Source organism: Sphingomonas swuensis, from assembly GCF_039538045.1.
Lineage (GTDB): Bacteria > Pseudomonadota > Alphaproteobacteria > Sphingomonadales > Sphingomonadaceae > Sphingomicrobium > Sphingomicrobium swuense.
This window is the reverse complement of sequence record NZ_BAABBQ010000001.1, coordinates 2,771,502-2,787,871: the sequence shown is the minus strand read 5'-3', so window position 1 is coordinate 2,787,871 and position 16,370 is coordinate 2,771,502. Positions and strand designations below refer to the sequence as shown.

Annotated in this window: 14 protein-coding genes and 1 pseudogene; 6 read left to right on the top strand and 9 right to left on the bottom strand. The window is 62.1% G+C overall.

Annotation, left to right across the window (positions count from 1 at the left end):
* Positions 1-442 precede the first annotated feature (442 nt).
* Positions 443-1,507, top strand: coding sequence for a PGN_0703 family putative restriction endonuclease (locus ABD727_RS13925; RefSeq protein ID WP_344707986.1), 1,065 nt, complete (start codon positions 443-445; stop codon positions 1,505-1,507).
* A 10-nt stretch (positions 1,508-1,517) separates the two neighbouring features.
* Entirely contained in the window at positions 1,518-2,435 is a 918-nt protein-coding gene (locus ABD727_RS13920; RefSeq protein WP_344707985.1) for an ArdC family protein, read from the top strand.
* Between the two features lie 84 nt (positions 2,436-2,519).
* On the opposite strand, the gene ABD727_RS13915 is transcribed toward ABD727_RS13920, so the two are convergent.
* Complete coding sequence (locus tag ABD727_RS13915; RefSeq protein WP_344707984.1) at positions 2,520-4,628, bottom strand: AAA family ATPase; 2,109 nt, start codon at positions 4,626-4,628, stop codon at positions 2,520-2,522.
* Positions 4,629-4,703: 75 nt separating this feature from the next.
* On the opposite strand from ABD727_RS13915, the gene ABD727_RS13910 reads away from it, so the two are divergent.
* From ABD727_RS13910 to ABD727_RS13900, 3 genes are all read left to right on the top strand, one after another.
* Positions 4,704-6,020, top strand: coding sequence for a hypothetical protein (locus tag ABD727_RS13910; RefSeq protein WP_344707983.1), 1,317 nt, complete (start codon positions 4,704-4,706; stop codon positions 6,018-6,020).
* A 131-nt stretch (positions 6,021-6,151) separates the two neighbouring features.
* Positions 6,152-6,868 (top strand): hypothetical protein, encoded by a 717-nt coding sequence (locus ABD727_RS13905; RefSeq protein WP_344707982.1) that lies wholly within the window; start codon positions 6,152-6,154, stop codon positions 6,866-6,868.
* A 23-nt stretch (positions 6,869-6,891) separates the two neighbouring features.
* Positions 6,892-7,599, top strand: coding sequence for a PP2C family protein-serine/threonine phosphatase (locus tag ABD727_RS13900; RefSeq protein WP_344707981.1), 708 nt, complete (start codon positions 6,892-6,894; stop codon positions 7,597-7,599).
* A gap of 33 nt (positions 7,600-7,632) precedes the next feature.
* Here ABD727_RS13900 and ABD727_RS13895 read toward each other — a convergent pair whose 3' ends face one another.
* From ABD727_RS13895 to ABD727_RS13880, 4 genes and pseudogenes are all read right to left on the bottom strand, one after another.
* Entirely contained in the window at positions 7,633-8,574 is a 942-nt protein-coding gene (locus tag ABD727_RS13895; protein WP_344707980.1) for a nucleotidyl transferase AbiEii/AbiGii toxin family protein, read from the bottom strand.
* Positions 8,567-8,956 carry a type IV toxin-antitoxin system AbiEi family antitoxin domain-containing protein gene (locus ABD727_RS13890; protein WP_344708094.1) on the bottom strand — a complete coding sequence of 130 codons (390 nt, stop codon included), beginning with the start codon at positions 8,954-8,956 and terminating at the stop codon, positions 8,567-8,569. Before ABD727_RS13890 ends, ABD727_RS13895 begins: the two co-directional genes overlap by 8 nt.
* Before the next feature lie 72 nt (positions 8,957-9,028).
* Positions 9,029-9,190 (bottom strand): annotated as a pseudogene (locus tag ABD727_RS13885) (type IV toxin-antitoxin system AbiEi family antitoxin domain-containing protein); the annotation flags it as partial.
* Between the two features lie 145 nt (positions 9,191-9,335).
* Positions 9,336-12,245, bottom strand: a complete 2,910-nt coding sequence (locus ABD727_RS13880; RefSeq protein WP_344707979.1) for an N-6 DNA methylase — start codon at positions 12,243-12,245, stop codon at positions 9,336-9,338.
* A gap of 150 nt (positions 12,246-12,395) precedes the next feature.
* Between ABD727_RS13880 and ABD727_RS13875 the strand changes: the two genes are divergently transcribed.
* Complete coding sequence (locus ABD727_RS13875; RefSeq protein ID WP_344707978.1) at positions 12,396-12,701, top strand: hypothetical protein; 306 nt, start codon at positions 12,396-12,398, stop codon at positions 12,699-12,701.
* A gap of 57 nt (positions 12,702-12,758) precedes the next feature.
* On the opposite strand, the gene ABD727_RS13870 is transcribed toward ABD727_RS13875, so the two are convergent.
* From ABD727_RS13870 to ABD727_RS13855, 4 genes are read right to left on the bottom strand one after another with little or no spacing between them, the layout of a single operon-like run.
* Positions 12,759-14,303, bottom strand: coding sequence for a DNA recombination protein RmuC (locus tag ABD727_RS13870; RefSeq protein WP_344707977.1), 1,545 nt, complete (start codon positions 14,301-14,303; stop codon positions 12,759-12,761).
* A gap of 36 nt (positions 14,304-14,339) precedes the next feature.
* Positions 14,340-15,632 carry a ThiF family adenylyltransferase gene (locus ABD727_RS13865; protein ID WP_344707976.1) on the bottom strand — a complete coding sequence of 431 codons (1,293 nt, stop codon included), beginning with the start codon at positions 15,630-15,632 and terminating at the stop codon, positions 14,340-14,342.
* Positions 15,629-16,069, bottom strand: a complete 441-nt coding sequence (locus ABD727_RS13860; protein WP_344707975.1) for a hypothetical protein — start codon at positions 16,067-16,069, stop codon at positions 15,629-15,631. Before ABD727_RS13860 ends, ABD727_RS13865 begins: the two co-directional genes overlap by 4 nt.
* Positions 16,069-16,344, bottom strand: a complete 276-nt coding sequence (locus ABD727_RS13855; protein WP_344707974.1) for a hypothetical protein — start codon at positions 16,342-16,344, stop codon at positions 16,069-16,071. Before ABD727_RS13855 ends, ABD727_RS13860 begins: the two co-directional genes overlap by 1 nt.
* Positions 16,345-16,370: the final 26 nt, after the last annotated feature.

Below are 16,370 nucleotides of genomic sequence, written 5' to 3'. Positions count from 1 at the left end.
CCCCTTACCCCCCCCCTTTACCTCCCCCTTCCAATCCCCTTTCACTTCATCTTCCTTCCTTCCTTTCCCCATCTGCCTCACAAGCGCGCCAGGGCCGCCACGCCACCAGGCCCTTCCTGACAGCCAGAACCGCGGCCACGCATGCGGACGGCTCCCTTCGTCTGAAAGTGCGGGTACTCGCGCTCTGACCTCGGCCGCAGTTCATTCATCATGATCAGCCCTGCTGCGGCCGCCCCGGCCCAATCGCCGCAGTTCATTCGTTACGGTCAGGCGGCCTGGGCCGCCGCCCATTCTCAGCAACTCAACATCTGCCGCGGCCGCTGCCCGGTTCATCACCTAGGCCCACGGGGAATGCATAATCGCCGCGGCCCTCGTCGCATGAAATTCCGGGCTCAGATGAATCGTGCCTCGTTCAACCGACTAGGCACGGAAAGGCTGGTTCATGGCGGCAGAGCGCGACGCTCACATTCATCAACTGCCACTTATTCCCCAATCCATTCTCCGACGCTTCCGCGTCCTTGAGAAGCACGACACACGCTTCCGTTCATGCGCGCGGTTGTTGCAGGCACTGTGGCGTGAGAGACAAGGTCTCCCCGTCGGTGTTCATCAAGGCCGCGATGGACGCAACCGGCGCATAGGTTCGCTCCTCGGCGCTAGCGCTGCGGATGCTGGCCGGAACTTCTTGTCACCAGCTGTCGCGAACCTGGTTCATCGGGAGGTGGCGTATCAGCAACGAGGCGCCCTGATCGAGCGGCGCAGGCTCTATGGCAATTTATTGTCCAGCCAGCCTCTGGCTTTCAACCTCTTCGCCCCGCTGCGCTTCAATCTTCAACTCGCGGCGAACGTCGTTCGCTGTCTCATTCCTGGCATTGATGTCGCGAAGGTCCTTCATGTTCTGTTCGAGCACTCTCCAGGACGCCTTGATGCCGAGCTGACGGGCGATCGATCCTCGTTCGACGCAGCGATCATCTACGAGCGTTCGGACGGGCAGCGCGGTCTCATCGGCGTCGAAATGAAGTATTCCGAAAGCGGAAGCGAAGGCGCGCGATTGGACCTCGGCGCGCGCTTCAACGAGCTGGCGGGTCGGTCCGAGCTTTATCGGAACTCGTGTTCGGCGGTCCTCCGCACGCCGTCGCTGCAGCAACTTTCCCGAGAACACTTGCTAACTTTCGCTGCCGTTCGACGAGGGGACTATGCGGAAGGCCGCTTCCTCTTGATCGCGCCGCGGCACAATCATCTCATTCAGCAGGCCGCATGCCTGTATTCCGCGCACCTAGAACCGGAATCCAGCACCGTGCCGTTCATCAACCTCGAGCTCGAGCGCGTTATCGAGGCGCTCGGCTGGTGCGGCGAGATGGATTACGCGTTCGCTCTGCACAGTCGCTATCTCGATTGGTCAAAAATCGATGACCTCATCGACGAGGCACTGAAAGCGAAGTCCGGGAATTGGGCGCTGGTCGCGCCGACGATCAGCCGACCCCTCGCGCTCGTCAACAAAGCGGCTTGAGGGCGACGCCATGCGCAGCAATGAGCTTTATGAGCGCATCACTCGCCACATCATTTCATCCATTGAGGCCGGTGCAGCGGACTTCATCATGCCATGGCACAAATGGGGGGAGGGGACAGGGGCACCGATCAACGCAATTACCGGCCGGTCCTATCGCGGTTTGAATACCTTGTTGCTGTGGGCCGCGGCCGAGCTCGGCGGCTATTCGTCCGGCCGCTGGGCAACTTACCGCCAATGGTCCGCTGCAGGTGCTCAGGTCCGTAAGAACGAGAAGGCGTCGACCATCCTGTTTTGGAAGTCAGCCTCCGGCAATCGTGACGATCATGATGATGACGATGATCAGCGAACAAGCCGCTCCGCCCTCGTTTCCCGTGTCTTCCATGTCTTCAATTCTAGCCAGGTTGACGGAGCTCTGGAGCCCACTGCGGCCAGCGGCTTGTCGGCAGAGGAGCGGGTGGCATCGGCGGAGGCGTTCTTCGGCGCCTGCGGCGCAGACATAGCCTATGGCGGCGACCGAGCCTTCTACATGCCGAGCGCCGATAAGATCTCGGTGCCGCACTTCGAGCAGTTCCGCGATGCCGGCGGCTTCTATAGTGTTCTAGGGCACGAGCACATCCATTGGACAGGCGCTGAACGCCGACTCAATCGGGATCTGACTGGTCGCTTTGGGTCTGATAGTTATGCCGTTGAAGAGCTCGTTGCTGAACTGGGCGCCGCCTTCATCTGCGCCAAACTCGGGTTATCAGTTGAGCCCCGGCCGGACCATGCACGCTACATCTCGTCTTGGCTTGGCGTGCTGAGGAATGACGCTCGTGCAATCCTCACTGTTGCATCCAAAGCGCAAGCGGCCGCCGACTATCTCTGCGCGATTGCTGGAGGCGCTTCGACAACCCAAACACAACAGCCCGTTGATGATTTGGCTGCGTGAGAAACGGCCTCGCCGGCGGCAAATGTGATGCGCCCATTGTTGCGACGCGTACGTCAAAATCGATGATATAGGGCTTCAGAAAAGTCAGTCGTTTTCGACCTCATCAAGCCAGAGCTTCTGAGACCGAGGACGGCGACGAGGGCCTGGCCGGGTATCGATGGCCTTGCGGATCAGAGCGTTGATTGCCGATCGGTGAAGCGCGTCGGGGGCAGCTTCCATAAGCCGCTCCAGCTCAGCCATCTCCTGGCGCCGCCTTCCTGCCTCTATCTTCCGGTCAAGGTGCTCGCGCATCTCCCATCCCGAGAATAGCCAATCCCATGCCCCGTCGCCCCAAGCTGACAGAGCAGCAAGGCCGATGATCGCTTCCTCGCGTCGAGCGGTCCCTCCTAGACTTTGCGACATGTTGAAGCGCTTGCCTCCGTTCAGCCTTCCAGCCGGGCGGCGATGCGCTGGAGGTATGCGAAGCCGCTCGATCAATGGCCGTCCGTCGGCGATGATCGTGGGATCGACTCCTCGCCAAAGCCCCCGCACAAATCGCCAATGCTGTGTAACGGCACGATCGCCTGTCAGCGGATCAGCGATAATGTCGGCATCCACGTCGGGAACGTCCGTCTGGATCTGACGGACGCCGTCACTCAATGCCTGTTTCGCTCTAGCGTACACCTCGTGCGGAAGATGAAATAGCGCGATCCCGGTTGCAGACCCGTCGCGGTCTCGCTCGACGATGCTTATCCGGTGTAACTCCAGCCGCTGCATTCGCTCGGCCTCAACACCGCCCCACGTCGCCAACCCTCGCCGAAGATCCTTGTCCAGACCCCCGATCCAAGCCGATACTTTGCCCGTGTCGCCTCCGGGCAAGCGAAGCGTCAGTCGGTAGTTCAGATAAGCGCCGTACTTCTGTACTAAGAAGCTTCCGGCCTCGTGCAAGCTGCGCGCCTGGTCCTCGGAGAGATACTCCTCAGGGTCGAGCACCCCCGATTTCACGGTGCGGTGCTTGGGCTTTCGTCTGGCTGCAGCACTGGACCGGTAGCCTTGCTCTGCCTCTAGCGCTGCGACTGCGATCGCTTTGCCATCGACAGGCTCGGACCGTTCGAGGTTCATTAGATCCTGAAAGCGGACGAGCTGAATGCGCAACGAGCGCTCATCCAGCCGCAGCGGCATGTAAGCCCAGAATTCCAGGACCTCGTCGAAGAGGCTGGTCAAGCTCAGGCCGTGCGCGCGCGCACGTTCGCCGAAAAGTTCGACCAATCGCACGCAGTCCGCCGCGGGCAGCAGGAGCTCGAAGCGTCTATCCAGCTGCTTGGTCGGTCCGATGAAGCCCAGCTTCAGATGCATCAGGACATCGACGATCGCATGATGTTTCTCGACAGAGCCGAGGTTCATCGCTTGGAGCGACGACTCCTGGCCAGCCCAGTCGCTTCGGCAAACCGCCTTTAAGTAATCTACGACGCGCTCGGCCCTGTCTCGCAGCACCGTGCTCCGCACGAGATTGAGATCCACCCTCGAGCCTGCCGCAATTTCAGCGACGGCTTGCATATCTCTAGCCAAACCGCGGAAGCCGGTACGGAAGAGCGCAATGAGCTCAAGCGCCAGGTGATCGGCGCTCACGCCCTCGGTCGTCGTGATCCGGCTCAAGAATGTCAGCTTATCGCTCAGCGTCGGGGCGGCGAGCTGTACTTCCTGGCACCGAGTTCGGAGCGGCTCGGGGAGGTCGCCAGGATCAATCAGCGTAAAGATCAGTGTTCGCTCGGCGCGTTCATCTTCCATCGGTCCGAGGAGAGCGTTGATGGGACCGTCTTTCAGGCTCTGCGCCTCGTCGATGAAAATGACGTGCCGCGCGGCGAACATGTGTGACCCACTGGTCTGGCTCATCACCTCGCGGGCCTGCTCGACGGTGAGCTCTGGACCAGACCGTTCGTTGAAGTTCGGGTTCAGCCTCCGGTCGAATGTCTGACACGCCTCGCAATACCCGCATGGCGACGGGCCACGACGCTGCGTCTGGCACATCAGAGCCTTAGCAAAAACCAGTCCAAGGCTGGTTTTGCCGGCGCCGCTAGGTCCGGCCAAGATGAGATGGCGGGGCGCTCGAACCATCGCCCCAAGGCGCGCGACGGCATCGGCTTGCCCGACAACATCTTCGAAACTGCGCGGCCGGTATTTCGCAGGCCAGTTTTTTTCGGCGGAAAAGCTCACTTTTTCCCAAACGCTAGGGGACTTAGGCCTCGAAACGGGTGACGCACGTCGCCGAGGAGCCTAGGCGCGCCGGCCATGTTTGACGATCTACCTAGTGACGATCAGCCGGAGGGTGAAGGCTCTCCTGCTGCCCAGAACAATCTTGACGCCGATGCCGATTGGGCGGCGGATCAACTCGCTGCTTACCAGCTCGAATTCTTCTTCATGGATGGGGAGGATGCCGCCGCTGTTGGGGAGCTCGCACGGTTCTCGGCACCTGTGCCGCTGATTGCAATTCTTGCAACCCGTGTGCTGCTTCCCGGCTCGCGCAGCTCAACGGAAAGTTCGCCCCCGTTTGCGCTTACGCTCTACCCCGAGCGCATTGTTGCTCGAGCTGCGTCCGGCGGGGTCGTCTCGGAAGCGCAAACAGCACTGCCGCGGAGGTCAGCCGTGCGCGCGGCGGGCGTCGCCTTCTCGCTACCTGCTCGTGCGGTAGCGGCTCTCTTTGGAGGGCAGGGCAAGGCGCGCCTGAACTGGCGGGAGCAGGAGGTTGTTCAGTGGCGACTGGTTGGGCGGCAATCCGAAAAGGTAGGCGGCTTTCTCGGCCTGAGCTCTGATCTGACGCGTTTGCATCTCAGCGCCGAGGAACTGATTGCGTCTCTTCCGCTGCCGAAGACCGAGACCGCTGAGCTCGCTCCCCACGGCTCTTTGACCGTGCTTGGCAGAGCGCTCGGCTTCGCGAATGTCTTCCGGCCGAAGGATAACCGCTTTGGCGTCATCGAGGTAAATGGCGGCGTCGCAAGAGCTGCCAGCTGGGACGGCATCGTGGAGTATGTGGAGCCAGGTCTAGATGCTTTCGACCTCGCCGTGCATGTCAACGACGTCGCGGCTGTCCGTTCCGTACTCAAACGATTGAAGGGCAACGTTCGAATTAGTCGAGATGACGAGCACAGGTTCATTTTCAACAGCGCGGACATGACCGTTGCTGTTTCGACGAGTGACGTTGTCGTACCCAAGATCGACGTCGCGCGCGCCAATGCTGAATCCGGTCTCAAGATTAGCATCTCGACCTTCGAGCTAGTGAGGTTGGCGCGGCCTATGCTGGCGCTGAGCAAAAGGAGTGAGCACCTTGTCAGATTCGAGGTGCGCGACGGCCCCGGCGGTCGCGAGTTGCACCTAGTCGGTCAGACTCCGGAAGCACATGGCTGGTCGCCGATCAGCATTGTTCCAACAGGGTCTGAGCCTGAGTTGGACCGCGCGTTTATTCGGGCCGATACGCTGGTCCGGATGGTCGATCCTGGAAGCTTCGATGCTGCGGAGCTCTATCTCGGATCGCATGCCGGCGTGTTGAAGCAGTATCGCGGCGAGGCTTCGCTGACGCATATCTTTGCGTACGCGCCGCCACCCCGATGAACGCACCGTCGGTAACTTTCCAAAACTCCGTCCTTAACTCTCAGGAGAATCTTCGGACGGAAGTCCCGCACTCTAGGTGAAACGACCGACTGCTCGCGGCAACTTGGAGCGACCAGAGCTGAACAGGAAGGATGTCAGCAGAATCTACTCTTACCTTCATCGGCGGCGCCCCCAAGTGGCCTCGATTATCGAAGAGCAAGATTGCGACGTTCGAGCATTGCGCGCGGCGGCTGTGGTTAAGCGTTTACCGACGCGACCTCGCGAAGATTGATCCGCCCACCGAGCTCCTGTTTGCGATCGGCCACCGCTTCGGGGAGCTCGTTCGCGAGCAGGTACCCAACGGCATTCTGCTCGATACAGACCCGAGGCGCGTCGATGACGCGATTGCCGAAACGAAGGCGATACTAAGCGGACCTTGGAACCGTCCCATTTTCGAAGCCGCCCTCCAGCACGAGGACGTGATCGTGCGTCCCGACGTTCTGCAGCCTGACGGCTGGGGCGGCTGGCGGTTGATCGAAGCCAAGAGCTCCACTGCGGTTCGTAATCATCATGTTCGCGATGCGGCGACGCAGGTCTGGGTGGCTCGTGAGAGCGGCCTATGTATCTCGAGCGTAATCATCCGCCATGCGCGCCGCCGCCTCACCAGCCCGTTCGCGCGCGCGCTCACCGCGCCGACGGTCGACGTCGATGTGACATCTGAGATCCGAAATATAATCCGCAGTCGGTCTCGCGTTGCTGCTGCCGCCCGGGAAGTCATACGCGGGCCGGAGCCTCAGCGTGCTGTTGGGGCGCACTGTACTTATCCATTCCGCTGCGAGTTCAGGGATCATTGCTCACAGCAGGCATAGGCCACGCAGAAGTAGGACGAGAGATGACGAATGTTTATTGCTGGGCCGCGACGCACGTGGGGCTGGTTCGGGAGCAAAATGAAGACGCGCTTGCTGTCTCTGCGGCCTTCGACCTGGGCAGTGAGGGCACTTGGGAAGGCCAGTTGGCGGGTGAGCGCGCATGGGCCATGGTCGCCGATGGCATGGGCGGACATGCTGCCGGTGAGGTCGCCAGTCGCCTTGCCGTGGAGGTAATGGCACCATTCCTGACTGAGTGTTCGTCGGCGGATGATCTGCCAACAGCCCTAGCGTCGGCCGATTGGGCGATAAGACACGCGATGGCCGAGGAGCCGTCGCTTAAGGGAATGGGAACGACCATCTGCGGCATCCTCGCGATCAGCAACAAGATGAGCGTGTTCAACATTGGCGACTCTAAAATCCAGTTTTGGAATGCCGGCGAACTGCGGCAGCTGTCGGAGGATCACGTTGTCCATGGACATATTCTAACCCAATGCCTCGGCGGCTCGTCGCAAGGTCGAACGCTCGCACCGTGCATTGTGACCGAACCCCTTCCGGGTGACGCCCGACTCCTGCTGAGCAGTGACGGCCTGACGGACCTCGTGCCCGATGACCAGATCCAAGACATCCTCTCGAGAAGCGACCGGCCGGCCGAGGAGCTTGTCGAAGCCGCGCTCACCGCCGGTGGCCATGATAACATCACCGCCGTGGTGCTGCAGTTCGAGCCGTCATAAGTTGAGCTGGCTAGGGCGGCTCGCTCGATGACTTTACGCCGGCGGCCGTTCGCCGTCGCCGACCGCCGGCCGGCCGGGTTTGCCGACGGCATCGCCGTCGCCGCCGCCGACGGCCAAAGAGTTCGCAGCGCGGGCGGCCGGCATTAGGAAATCGAGGAGCACCGCCGAGACTTCCGCGAGTGACCCCGGGTCAACTGCAACATCCTCCACAAAGGCGCGCCACTGAGAGGTCTTCGCGCGATCTTCGTAAAACGTAGGCTTCAGGCCGTCCGGCGTGTCCGTCGGAATGGGAGTGCCGCGACGCGCGAAGGTCGCCGCAATGGCTTCCGCGAGACGATCTGAGTCGAAGTCATAACTCCGGGCGAGCAGCCACATATCGTAATAGTCCTTCAGCCGAGTGTTGGCTTGGCCGATCATCACCATGGCCTGGAATTTCTCAGCCACGACGGTCTCTCGCGCATAAGCGCGCAGATGAGGCGGGGGCTGGTCGAGCAGAACCGGAAGTTCCATCTCTTCTACACCCGGTTCAACAGAATCGCCGAAGCCGATGTCGATGATGATGCGAAGTCGTGCGCCGCTGATGACCGCATAGGTCTGAAGACGAAGGCCGCCGTAGGCGAGATCTTCTCGATTGGCTGTGACCGCCAGCTTCTCGATATCGAACTCGACGCCGTCATTCTCGGGAATGCTGCAGATCTCTTTGAAGACCTGAAGCATTTCTTCGGGTCGCGGATCGCCAAATCCGAGCAGGTCGATGTCGCGTGTCGGTCGATGCGGATCGTTGAACCAAGTCGTCATCAGCATCGCGCCCTTGAGTACGAACCAGTCGGCGTGTTCCGTCTGCGTTAGACGATAGAGCAGTCGTTCCAGTGCGTAGCGGGTGAGAAGGAGATCGTGTGACTGGCCCGTCTTGCGCGCGAGGTTGAGCAAGCGCGCGCGCACGGAGGCGCCGACATCTTTCACGTCTTTAGCCATTGATTGTAAGTGCCTCGAGATAGGGCTGGATGACTTTCCACTGCTTCATCTCAGCAGCGATGTTGTGGATTTCAGCGGGGGTGGCTTTCCGGGTCCGCAGCACTTCCCTGAGGCCCTCGATCGCGATGTTCGGGCCCACCTTCGTCCGATACTTGAACAGGTCGACGACCGTTCGCGCCGGGTTGGTGATACGGATTTCTGCTCCTTCGGCGGAGTGCGTATCGACGTGATGGCGGAGCGCTTCCGGAGAGAAGCGAACGAAGCGGATAGGGGGATAGCTGATGTGAGGGCGCCAGTCCTTCGGACCGATGGCAACCCAGACGCGCCGCGGAATGTGGTCCGTCAGCTCGTGGTAGGCGAGGGCGGAGACGAGGCAGATCACGCCCTTCGGTACCAGCTTGGCTACTTCAACAAGCGGTTGGTGCACGCTAAGAGGGCTATCAGCGAGCTGGTACAGTCCGCGGCTAAGACGGACGATTGAGCCGTCGCGCTCGAGACGCGAGACGGCCGTTGCTGTAGCGCCGGTAGCCAGAATCTCTGAGAGCCGAGCGACATTCTGCCGTCCGAGCAGTGCAAGGATTCGATCTCGATGCGTTTCCGATATGTTGGGAGACATGGTACAAAACCTAGGGGCAAATGCTAATCAATCCGAGGATTTATACCACGCGCCGCTGCGCCTGTCACTGCGAGTAAGCCGCAGTCTACGGCCGAATGCCTGCGACCGGCCGAGTGAGTTGAAAGCAGCTCTTTGACGATGAACCTCAAAGAGGAAGCAGTGCGTCAACAAGGCGCTCGATCATCTCCGCCGCGCCGTCATCCTCCAGCGCCTGCCGGATCATGCGCCGCTTGGTAGTGAAATGCGCGTTCTCGGGCAGCTCGACCCCTGCGGCCACCTCGGCGGCATGAAGCGCCGCCGCAGCGAGATCAGCGTGTACCGAATCGTTAGCATCGAATTCGGGGATCGGCAGCGTCCACACCAGATTATCGAAGTCACGCGGATCGCGCTGACCGACAGGCTGGAGATCCCTGACCCGATCGAGCACGATGCTCGTGTTCAGAACGGCCGCAACATAGGCGGCTTCCTCCAGCGAGTTCGCTGCCGACCAGTAAGCCTTGTGATCGACGATGACATCGTCGTCCTCAAGCCAACAGGCGCTGAGCCGCGTTCCGGCCTTCGTGTAGAGAATGCGGATCGGCGATCGCTCCGCCTGGGCTGTTAGTTTCTGTAGGTGGTTGAGAGAGTGGGTTAGCGATACACGCGGAGAGCCGTCGGCGGCCTTGTTGCTGTGCTCGTTCCACTTCGTCTCAGCGTCACGCAGCCAAGCCGCGAGTCCGCGATGCCCGTGCGCATCGGCGCCTGCCGAAGTCAGGATGATACCATCCTCCATTGGAACAACGCCGGTCACGAGGTCGAGCATGCGGTATGGCGCGACGGATTCGCCCAAACTAATCCGGCGGACGAACACCCTTTCGACCGGCCCTTCGGGAGGCTCGACGCCTGTCCACGGCCGCTTATCTAAGTTGGTAACTCGCCCTCGGAGCTGCGGCGCGTCGCGGCGGCTCAAAATACGTCCAGCTGCAACATGCTCAACTAGGACGAAACGTCTCGGGAACAGGCTTGCGCCATTACGAAAGCGTCGGCGGTAAGGTGAGGCGGCCAAAAGCGTACGAGGACGCGGCCAACGAGCGTTCGCATGTTCGAGCACTTCCGCCGCCTCGGCCTCGCTGGCGTCGCGCCGGGGCAGGACACCAACCCAACGGTCGAGCCGCTCGGGCGGACCTCCCTCCCGATCGCGTTCGCCGAACAGCACGCAGGTGCTCGTGGTGCTGCTGCCCGATTGCGCGCCGAAGATCGGCCACACGCGCTCCAGCCCCCACCCGCCGGTGATCGCGACCTTCACACGTTGCATGCTGCCGTCGCGCATCGCGGCGAAGACGGGAGCATTGAGCGCTGCATACGGCAGGACCAGCGCCACCGTGCCGCCTTCGCGCAAATAACGCTCGGCCCCACGCGCCCAGAATAGGGCACACATGTCCTGTTGAGTGGCGAGACTGCCACCGATCCAAAGACCGTAGCTCTGTAGCCCTTCGCGCAGTCGCTCCTTCATCTCTGGGCTGAGATGGCGGTAGACGATCCACGGCGGATTACCGATTAGCACGTCCGCACGGTGGTCGGGATGCGACAGCCAGACGGGGCGCAGCAAATTGCGAAGGACGAAAGTCCAGATGTGGTTGCGGCCGTCGAGATAGAGCTGCTTGAGCTGCGCGAAGGTGCGGCCGAGTAACGCCGCGTCCTCGTCAGTGGCGCCTGCGCGGGCAATAGCGTCACAAATCGTTTCGGGTTCGGCAAGCGTGTCAAGCCCACGGTTGAGTTCGTCCAGCGCGCGCTCAAACAGAGTCTGGTCGCTCGCCAGACCGGCGGGGATGCGAAGCGGGGGATCGTTCGGAGGCACGTCCACCAGAACTTCGGCCGATGCGCCGAGCGGGCGTAGGCTCCACTGCATCGAATCGCCCATGTACACCGGCACGCTGAGTGCTGGCGGGCGATCCTGCACCACATCGCCCAGCGCGAGCAGCCAGGTGACGCGCGCTAGGGAGACGGCAACGGGGTGCACGTCGATCCCGAACACGCTTTCAGCGCAAGCCGCAACAATCTCGGCCGGCGCCAGCTGCGCCTCCCTACCTGCTGCTATCAGGCGGCGGAGGGCGTGGAACAGGAAGGTCCCCGAGCCGCAAGAAGGATCGAGGACGCGCTGCTCAAGCGGGCGCGGGATTGCAGCAGCAACCACACGAGCCGCCAGCCAATCGGGGGTGTAATATTCGCCTAAATCGTGGCGCTCCTCCGGGTCGATTAGACTTTCGTACAGGCTCTTGAGTACGTCCACCTCGACGTCGCGCAGCCGGAAGCGCACCGTCTCCGCTGCCAGGGAGCGCACCAGGTCGGCACCGCCCTCGGCGAGCAGAGGCCAGTCGAAGAAATCAGCCTCGACGGCCCCGACAATGCCTGCATTGGCCAGCAGCCTGCCGGACAACATCTCACCGGGATCATCCACCGCGAGATCGAGCACCCGCGCCGCGATCGCCTTCACGAGGATTGTCAAATAGGTGTGCTGGAGGAACAGGGTATCGCTGCCAACATCGTCGCCATAGACCTGGCGCAGCAATCCTTCCCACAAGTCGCGCTTCAGGCGCACTTCGGGATGATCGCCGACCTCCGTCCATAACCGCCGCAGTTCCGCATGCGCGCGTCCGAAGGCGAGGCTGTGTCGGCCGAACGTAAGCGCAACGGCGATTGGCGTCGGCATAACCTCGGGAACAGGCGCAAGCAGCGGCTCGAGCCAGCTCAGCAGCCGTTCTGGATGATCGACCTCCACTTCGTAGCGGCCGATTGGCGTAAGCATGTCGTGATCGAGCGTATAAGCAAGGAGCGTTGCTCCGTCCGTCGCGACGCCAACGGTCGTGCGGCCAGGTGCGCTTCGTCGGCTTGCGTCCGCCAGATAATCAGGCATTCTCGCGACAACGTCGCGCTCTTCTCGTCGAAGGTCGCTCTTGAGCTCGATAACGGTAGCGCCCCAAGCCACGTCTATGCGGCCGCTATTGTCGACGAGGTAGCGTTCGTGCTCGAGCTCGCTGAAAGCCGCTCCGAAACCTTCGCGCAGCAGTTCGGTCACCAGCCCTCGCAGCGCTTCGTGCCGCGGGCGTGAAGCCATCGAGCGGACGATTTCAGGCAGCCGATCACCACGCCAACCGTTTGCCACTTTTCCCCCTCGCTTGGTGGCTCCCCCGTTGCTGCCGCAGGCGCGGGAGCATAGGCTGCCAGTATGAGAAACACCCAGGCAGACTTGTTCGCGGAAGGCGGCGACGAACGCAACAAGTTGTCAGATTCGCGGCGTTCCACAATCCGATCGCGCTTGGAGGCGACCTTGACCAGGCTCGAAGCAGCTACAGACTTCCCGTGGCGTGATCCGCTCGACGCCGTGCATGAGGAGAATCGCTTCGAGCGCGATAGCCAACTGCTTGGTGACGAAGGCGCACTCCTGTGGGAGCGGTTCGATCGAGAGATGGAGCGGCTTCACGGGCTGTCCGCGCCGGTGAGTGCGCCTGAACCAACCTCTTCCACCAGCTGAGCAATGGGGCGATAAGAATGCTACCCATTCTCGTTCCCCGGAGTTTACGAGCTCCGCTTACTCGGCCGCGTGTTGGAGATCGTCCTCATTAAGGTCATCGGCCTCGGGGTTTGGAGAGACGAGCTCGAGCAAGTCTGGCGCGTCGGTGCCGTCCAGGGTTTCAACATCACGGAGGCGCTTGGTCACTGCACGTGTCCGACGGCCTGCTTCATCAACCGTTCGCTTCGCAGTGTCGAGCTGTCGACCGAGCTTTTCCCAAACCTGGCCATATTTCATAAACTCGGCTTTAGCCGCACCCAGAACCTGCCAGACCTCGCTCGATCGCTTCTCAATGGCGAGAGTGCGGAATCCCATCTGGAGGCTGGTCAACAGAGCCGCGAGCGTGGTCGGCCCCTGTACCATGACGCGATGCTTCGTTTGAAGCTCGTTGGCGAGACCAGGCCGACGAATTACCTCAGCAAACAGACCTTCCGTCGGAAGGTACATAATAGCGAAGTCCGTTGAATAAGGCGGATGTACGTATTTCTCGCAGATGGTCTTTGCCTGAAGCCTGATGGCTCGCTCGAGCGCCAATGCCGCCTTCTCCACCTCCTCCGCGACCGCGCCATCTTGAGCCTGCAGTAGCCGATCATAATCCTCGTGCGGGAACTTGGCATCGATCGGCAGCCATAAGGGTTTGTCATCCTCGCCTCGGCCAGGAAGCCTAACAGCATATTCGACCACCTCTCCGGAATCAGGCCGTATCCGAACGTTGGTCGCAAATTGATCCTTGGTGAGCATGTCTTCGAGCAGCATCCCAAGCTGAACCTCGCCCCATCCACCGCGCGACTTAACATTGCTGAGCACGCGCTTGAGATCCCCAACACCGGTTGCGAGGTTCTGCATTTCGCCGAGACCCTTGTGGACTTGCTCGAGGCGGTCGCTGACGAGTTGGAAGGATTCGCCGAGCCGCTTTTCAAGTGTCCCCTGGAGCTTCTCCTCGACAGTCGCCCGCATCTTCTCGAGCTTATCGGCATTGTCGTTACGTAGGGTTTCCAGTCCGCCTGCGACGGTCTCCCGAAGCGCTTCCTGCCTTTTCTCGTTGCTATCGATGAGCTGGCCGACCCTACCGGCTACGGCTTCGAGCGCCAAACGCTGCTCGTCCCGGCCTTCCCGTTGCGACGCCAGCAGCCGATCGGAGAGGCTGCGGACCGCGTCGATCGTTTCTGCGAGCCGCTCCGATTGGGTCTTGGCAAAGCCGTCGGCGTTGCGTTGCACGGCGTCTTCAAGCTTGGACCGGCCGTCCGATGCTTCGGAGCGCATCGCGGTCAGCTGCTCGGTCTGCGCCTTGCCGAATTCACCGAGCCTCGTCTCGAACGCGACGAACCGCGTTTCGAGGGTTTCGGTCTGCGCTCCGACCGCGCCGCGCAGTTCCTCGCGGCCGGCCCGCGCTTCCTCTCGTACGGTGCCGGGAAGCCCGGTTACGAGCTGCTCGAGCACCGCAATCCTTGTCTTCAATTCCTCGGGCAAAGCGGTGGGCCGGCCGACTTTGAGGAGGATGAGGACGCATAGCACGACGGCGATGAGCGCGAGCGCCAGGGTTGCAACGACAATCAGGTCCATCGGAAGCTTTCCTCTTCAGGTACAACGGTTGGGCGATCAGGCGGCGCGCCGCGCCCCTCCGCATTCGGGACAATCGGGCAGCGGCAAGATCGGCGAATAGGCATAGGCCCAGCTTTCCGGCCGAAGCGCTGAGAGGAAGGCGGCCTGCTCGTTCATCGGCCGGGCCACCCCAGCACGGCATCGAAGGAATGCCGCGGCCAATAGCAGGCCCGCCCAGTATGACACGAAGGCGGTGGTCGGGATGTCACCGCTGCGCTCGATGTCGGACGGGTGGACGCAGCGCGCGCAGGCCAGTCCCGGTTCGTGCCACGAGCATTGGACGGACGTGCCCTCGGTCCCGCCGATGCCGAGCCAGGACGGGTTTTCGCGCTGCACCGCCCAGCGGGACGGGATATGGTCGACGCCGACCAAGACGACATCGCCAAGCGCGATGGGCGGCTCGCCTTCGCCCTTATAGCGATGCGGCACCGGCTCGATCGCAAGCCCGTTGGCGTAGGACGCCAGATCCTCAACCTTGGGATCGTTGAGCCTCGAACGGCGCAGCAAGGCGTTGCGGTTGAGGTTGGTGATCGCGCTCGTGTCATGGTCGATCACCCGGCAGATCCCGCAGATGCCTGGAAGTCGCATCAGCACGTGGAGCGCGGCATTACCAATCGCGCCCGCGCTGACGAGGTCGAACGAGCCAAGGTCTGACACCTTGGGCGTGTCCGGCGGGGCAAGCGCAATTCCGGCCTTGCTGACCGGCGCATGAAGATCGTCGAACAGCGGCGGCGAGAGCGCATGCTCACGAAGCTTGCGCATCGCGGTCTTGAACGCCTCGCCGGCAACGATGGCCGCTACGGCAAGGCCGCCCATCGGCCAGTCTCCGCCCTGCCAACCGCCGTCCGGGGACACCCCCACCTCACAGGCCCAGTCGGTGGCATTGGCATGAAGCGTGAGACCGGCTTCGACCGTCACTTGCGGAGCGCCGAACAGGATCGCGATATCCGCCGTTTTGGGGTCGCCTTCCTCAAACGACCAGTCCGGAAGCAGGTCGCGGCCGGTCTCACGCAGAGCCTCGAGCATCGTGGCGCCCTGCAGCGGCGGCTGCTCTCCGAGCAAAGGCACGTCGTCCGCTTGAAGCCAAACCGAGTGCGCCGAACGCGCCATGGTCGTCGCCGCGGCAATGAAGGCCGACTGGCCTGAGTGGGTTGCGAGAACCGTCTGATCAGCTGCCAGGAGCACGCGGGTTGAGCAGAGCGCTTCGAGCAGCTGTTCGTCGGACACGCCCTCGTTCAGGTCGGAGCGCATCAGGAGAAAGGTCCGGTTGAGGGCGTTGATCTTGGTCATACAAGCTCCAGATGGTCGGTGATGGGGACTTCCCGGAACCGGCCCGCGTCATCCACGCGGGCCAGGAAAGCGCCGTCGAAGCCGATCGCGCCGGTCGCGAAGCGCGGGACGACGAAGCTCAGGAAGCCCGGTGTCTTCAGGATCGGCACCGCATCGTCGGTCGCGCTATGGTAGGCCGCGCCCGGATGGGTGTGGCACTGGACCCGGATTCCGAGCTCTTCCTTGGCCAAGCGGGTCCAGAATTCGCTCAGCCAGTCACTGTCCACGTCGAAGCCGACGGGGGACGCACTGTGGAGCGGATGGACGACCTCGGTGATCCGCTGTGGGTCGGACCAGGGCCCGACCCACAGTGTCTGGCACTCGCACCGCCCCCGCCCGCACGTCCTGAACAGGTCGAACGTCTGGGCGAGGATGTCCCGCGGCAGCCGGTAGCGCATCAGCGGCCGCCGCCGACGTTGCGCGGGCGCAGCAGGAGTAGACTGCCGGCGACGATCCCGGCGTCGCCGACGCTCTGGTGCAGCGGCACCTCGTTGGCGCCGTTGAACAAGGCAAGCTCACCGCCCGGCTGGTGGAACAGCTCCATCGCCCGCGCGAAGACGGCTTGGACCTGTTGGTTGCGATTGATCTCGAGCGGCTTGTTGATGCCACCATAGGAAATGGTGACCTCGAACTTATTGTCCTGGCCGCCGCCTTTTTCTGGATGCTCAGTCATGGTTTTTCAAAACTCCGTTAGGTTGT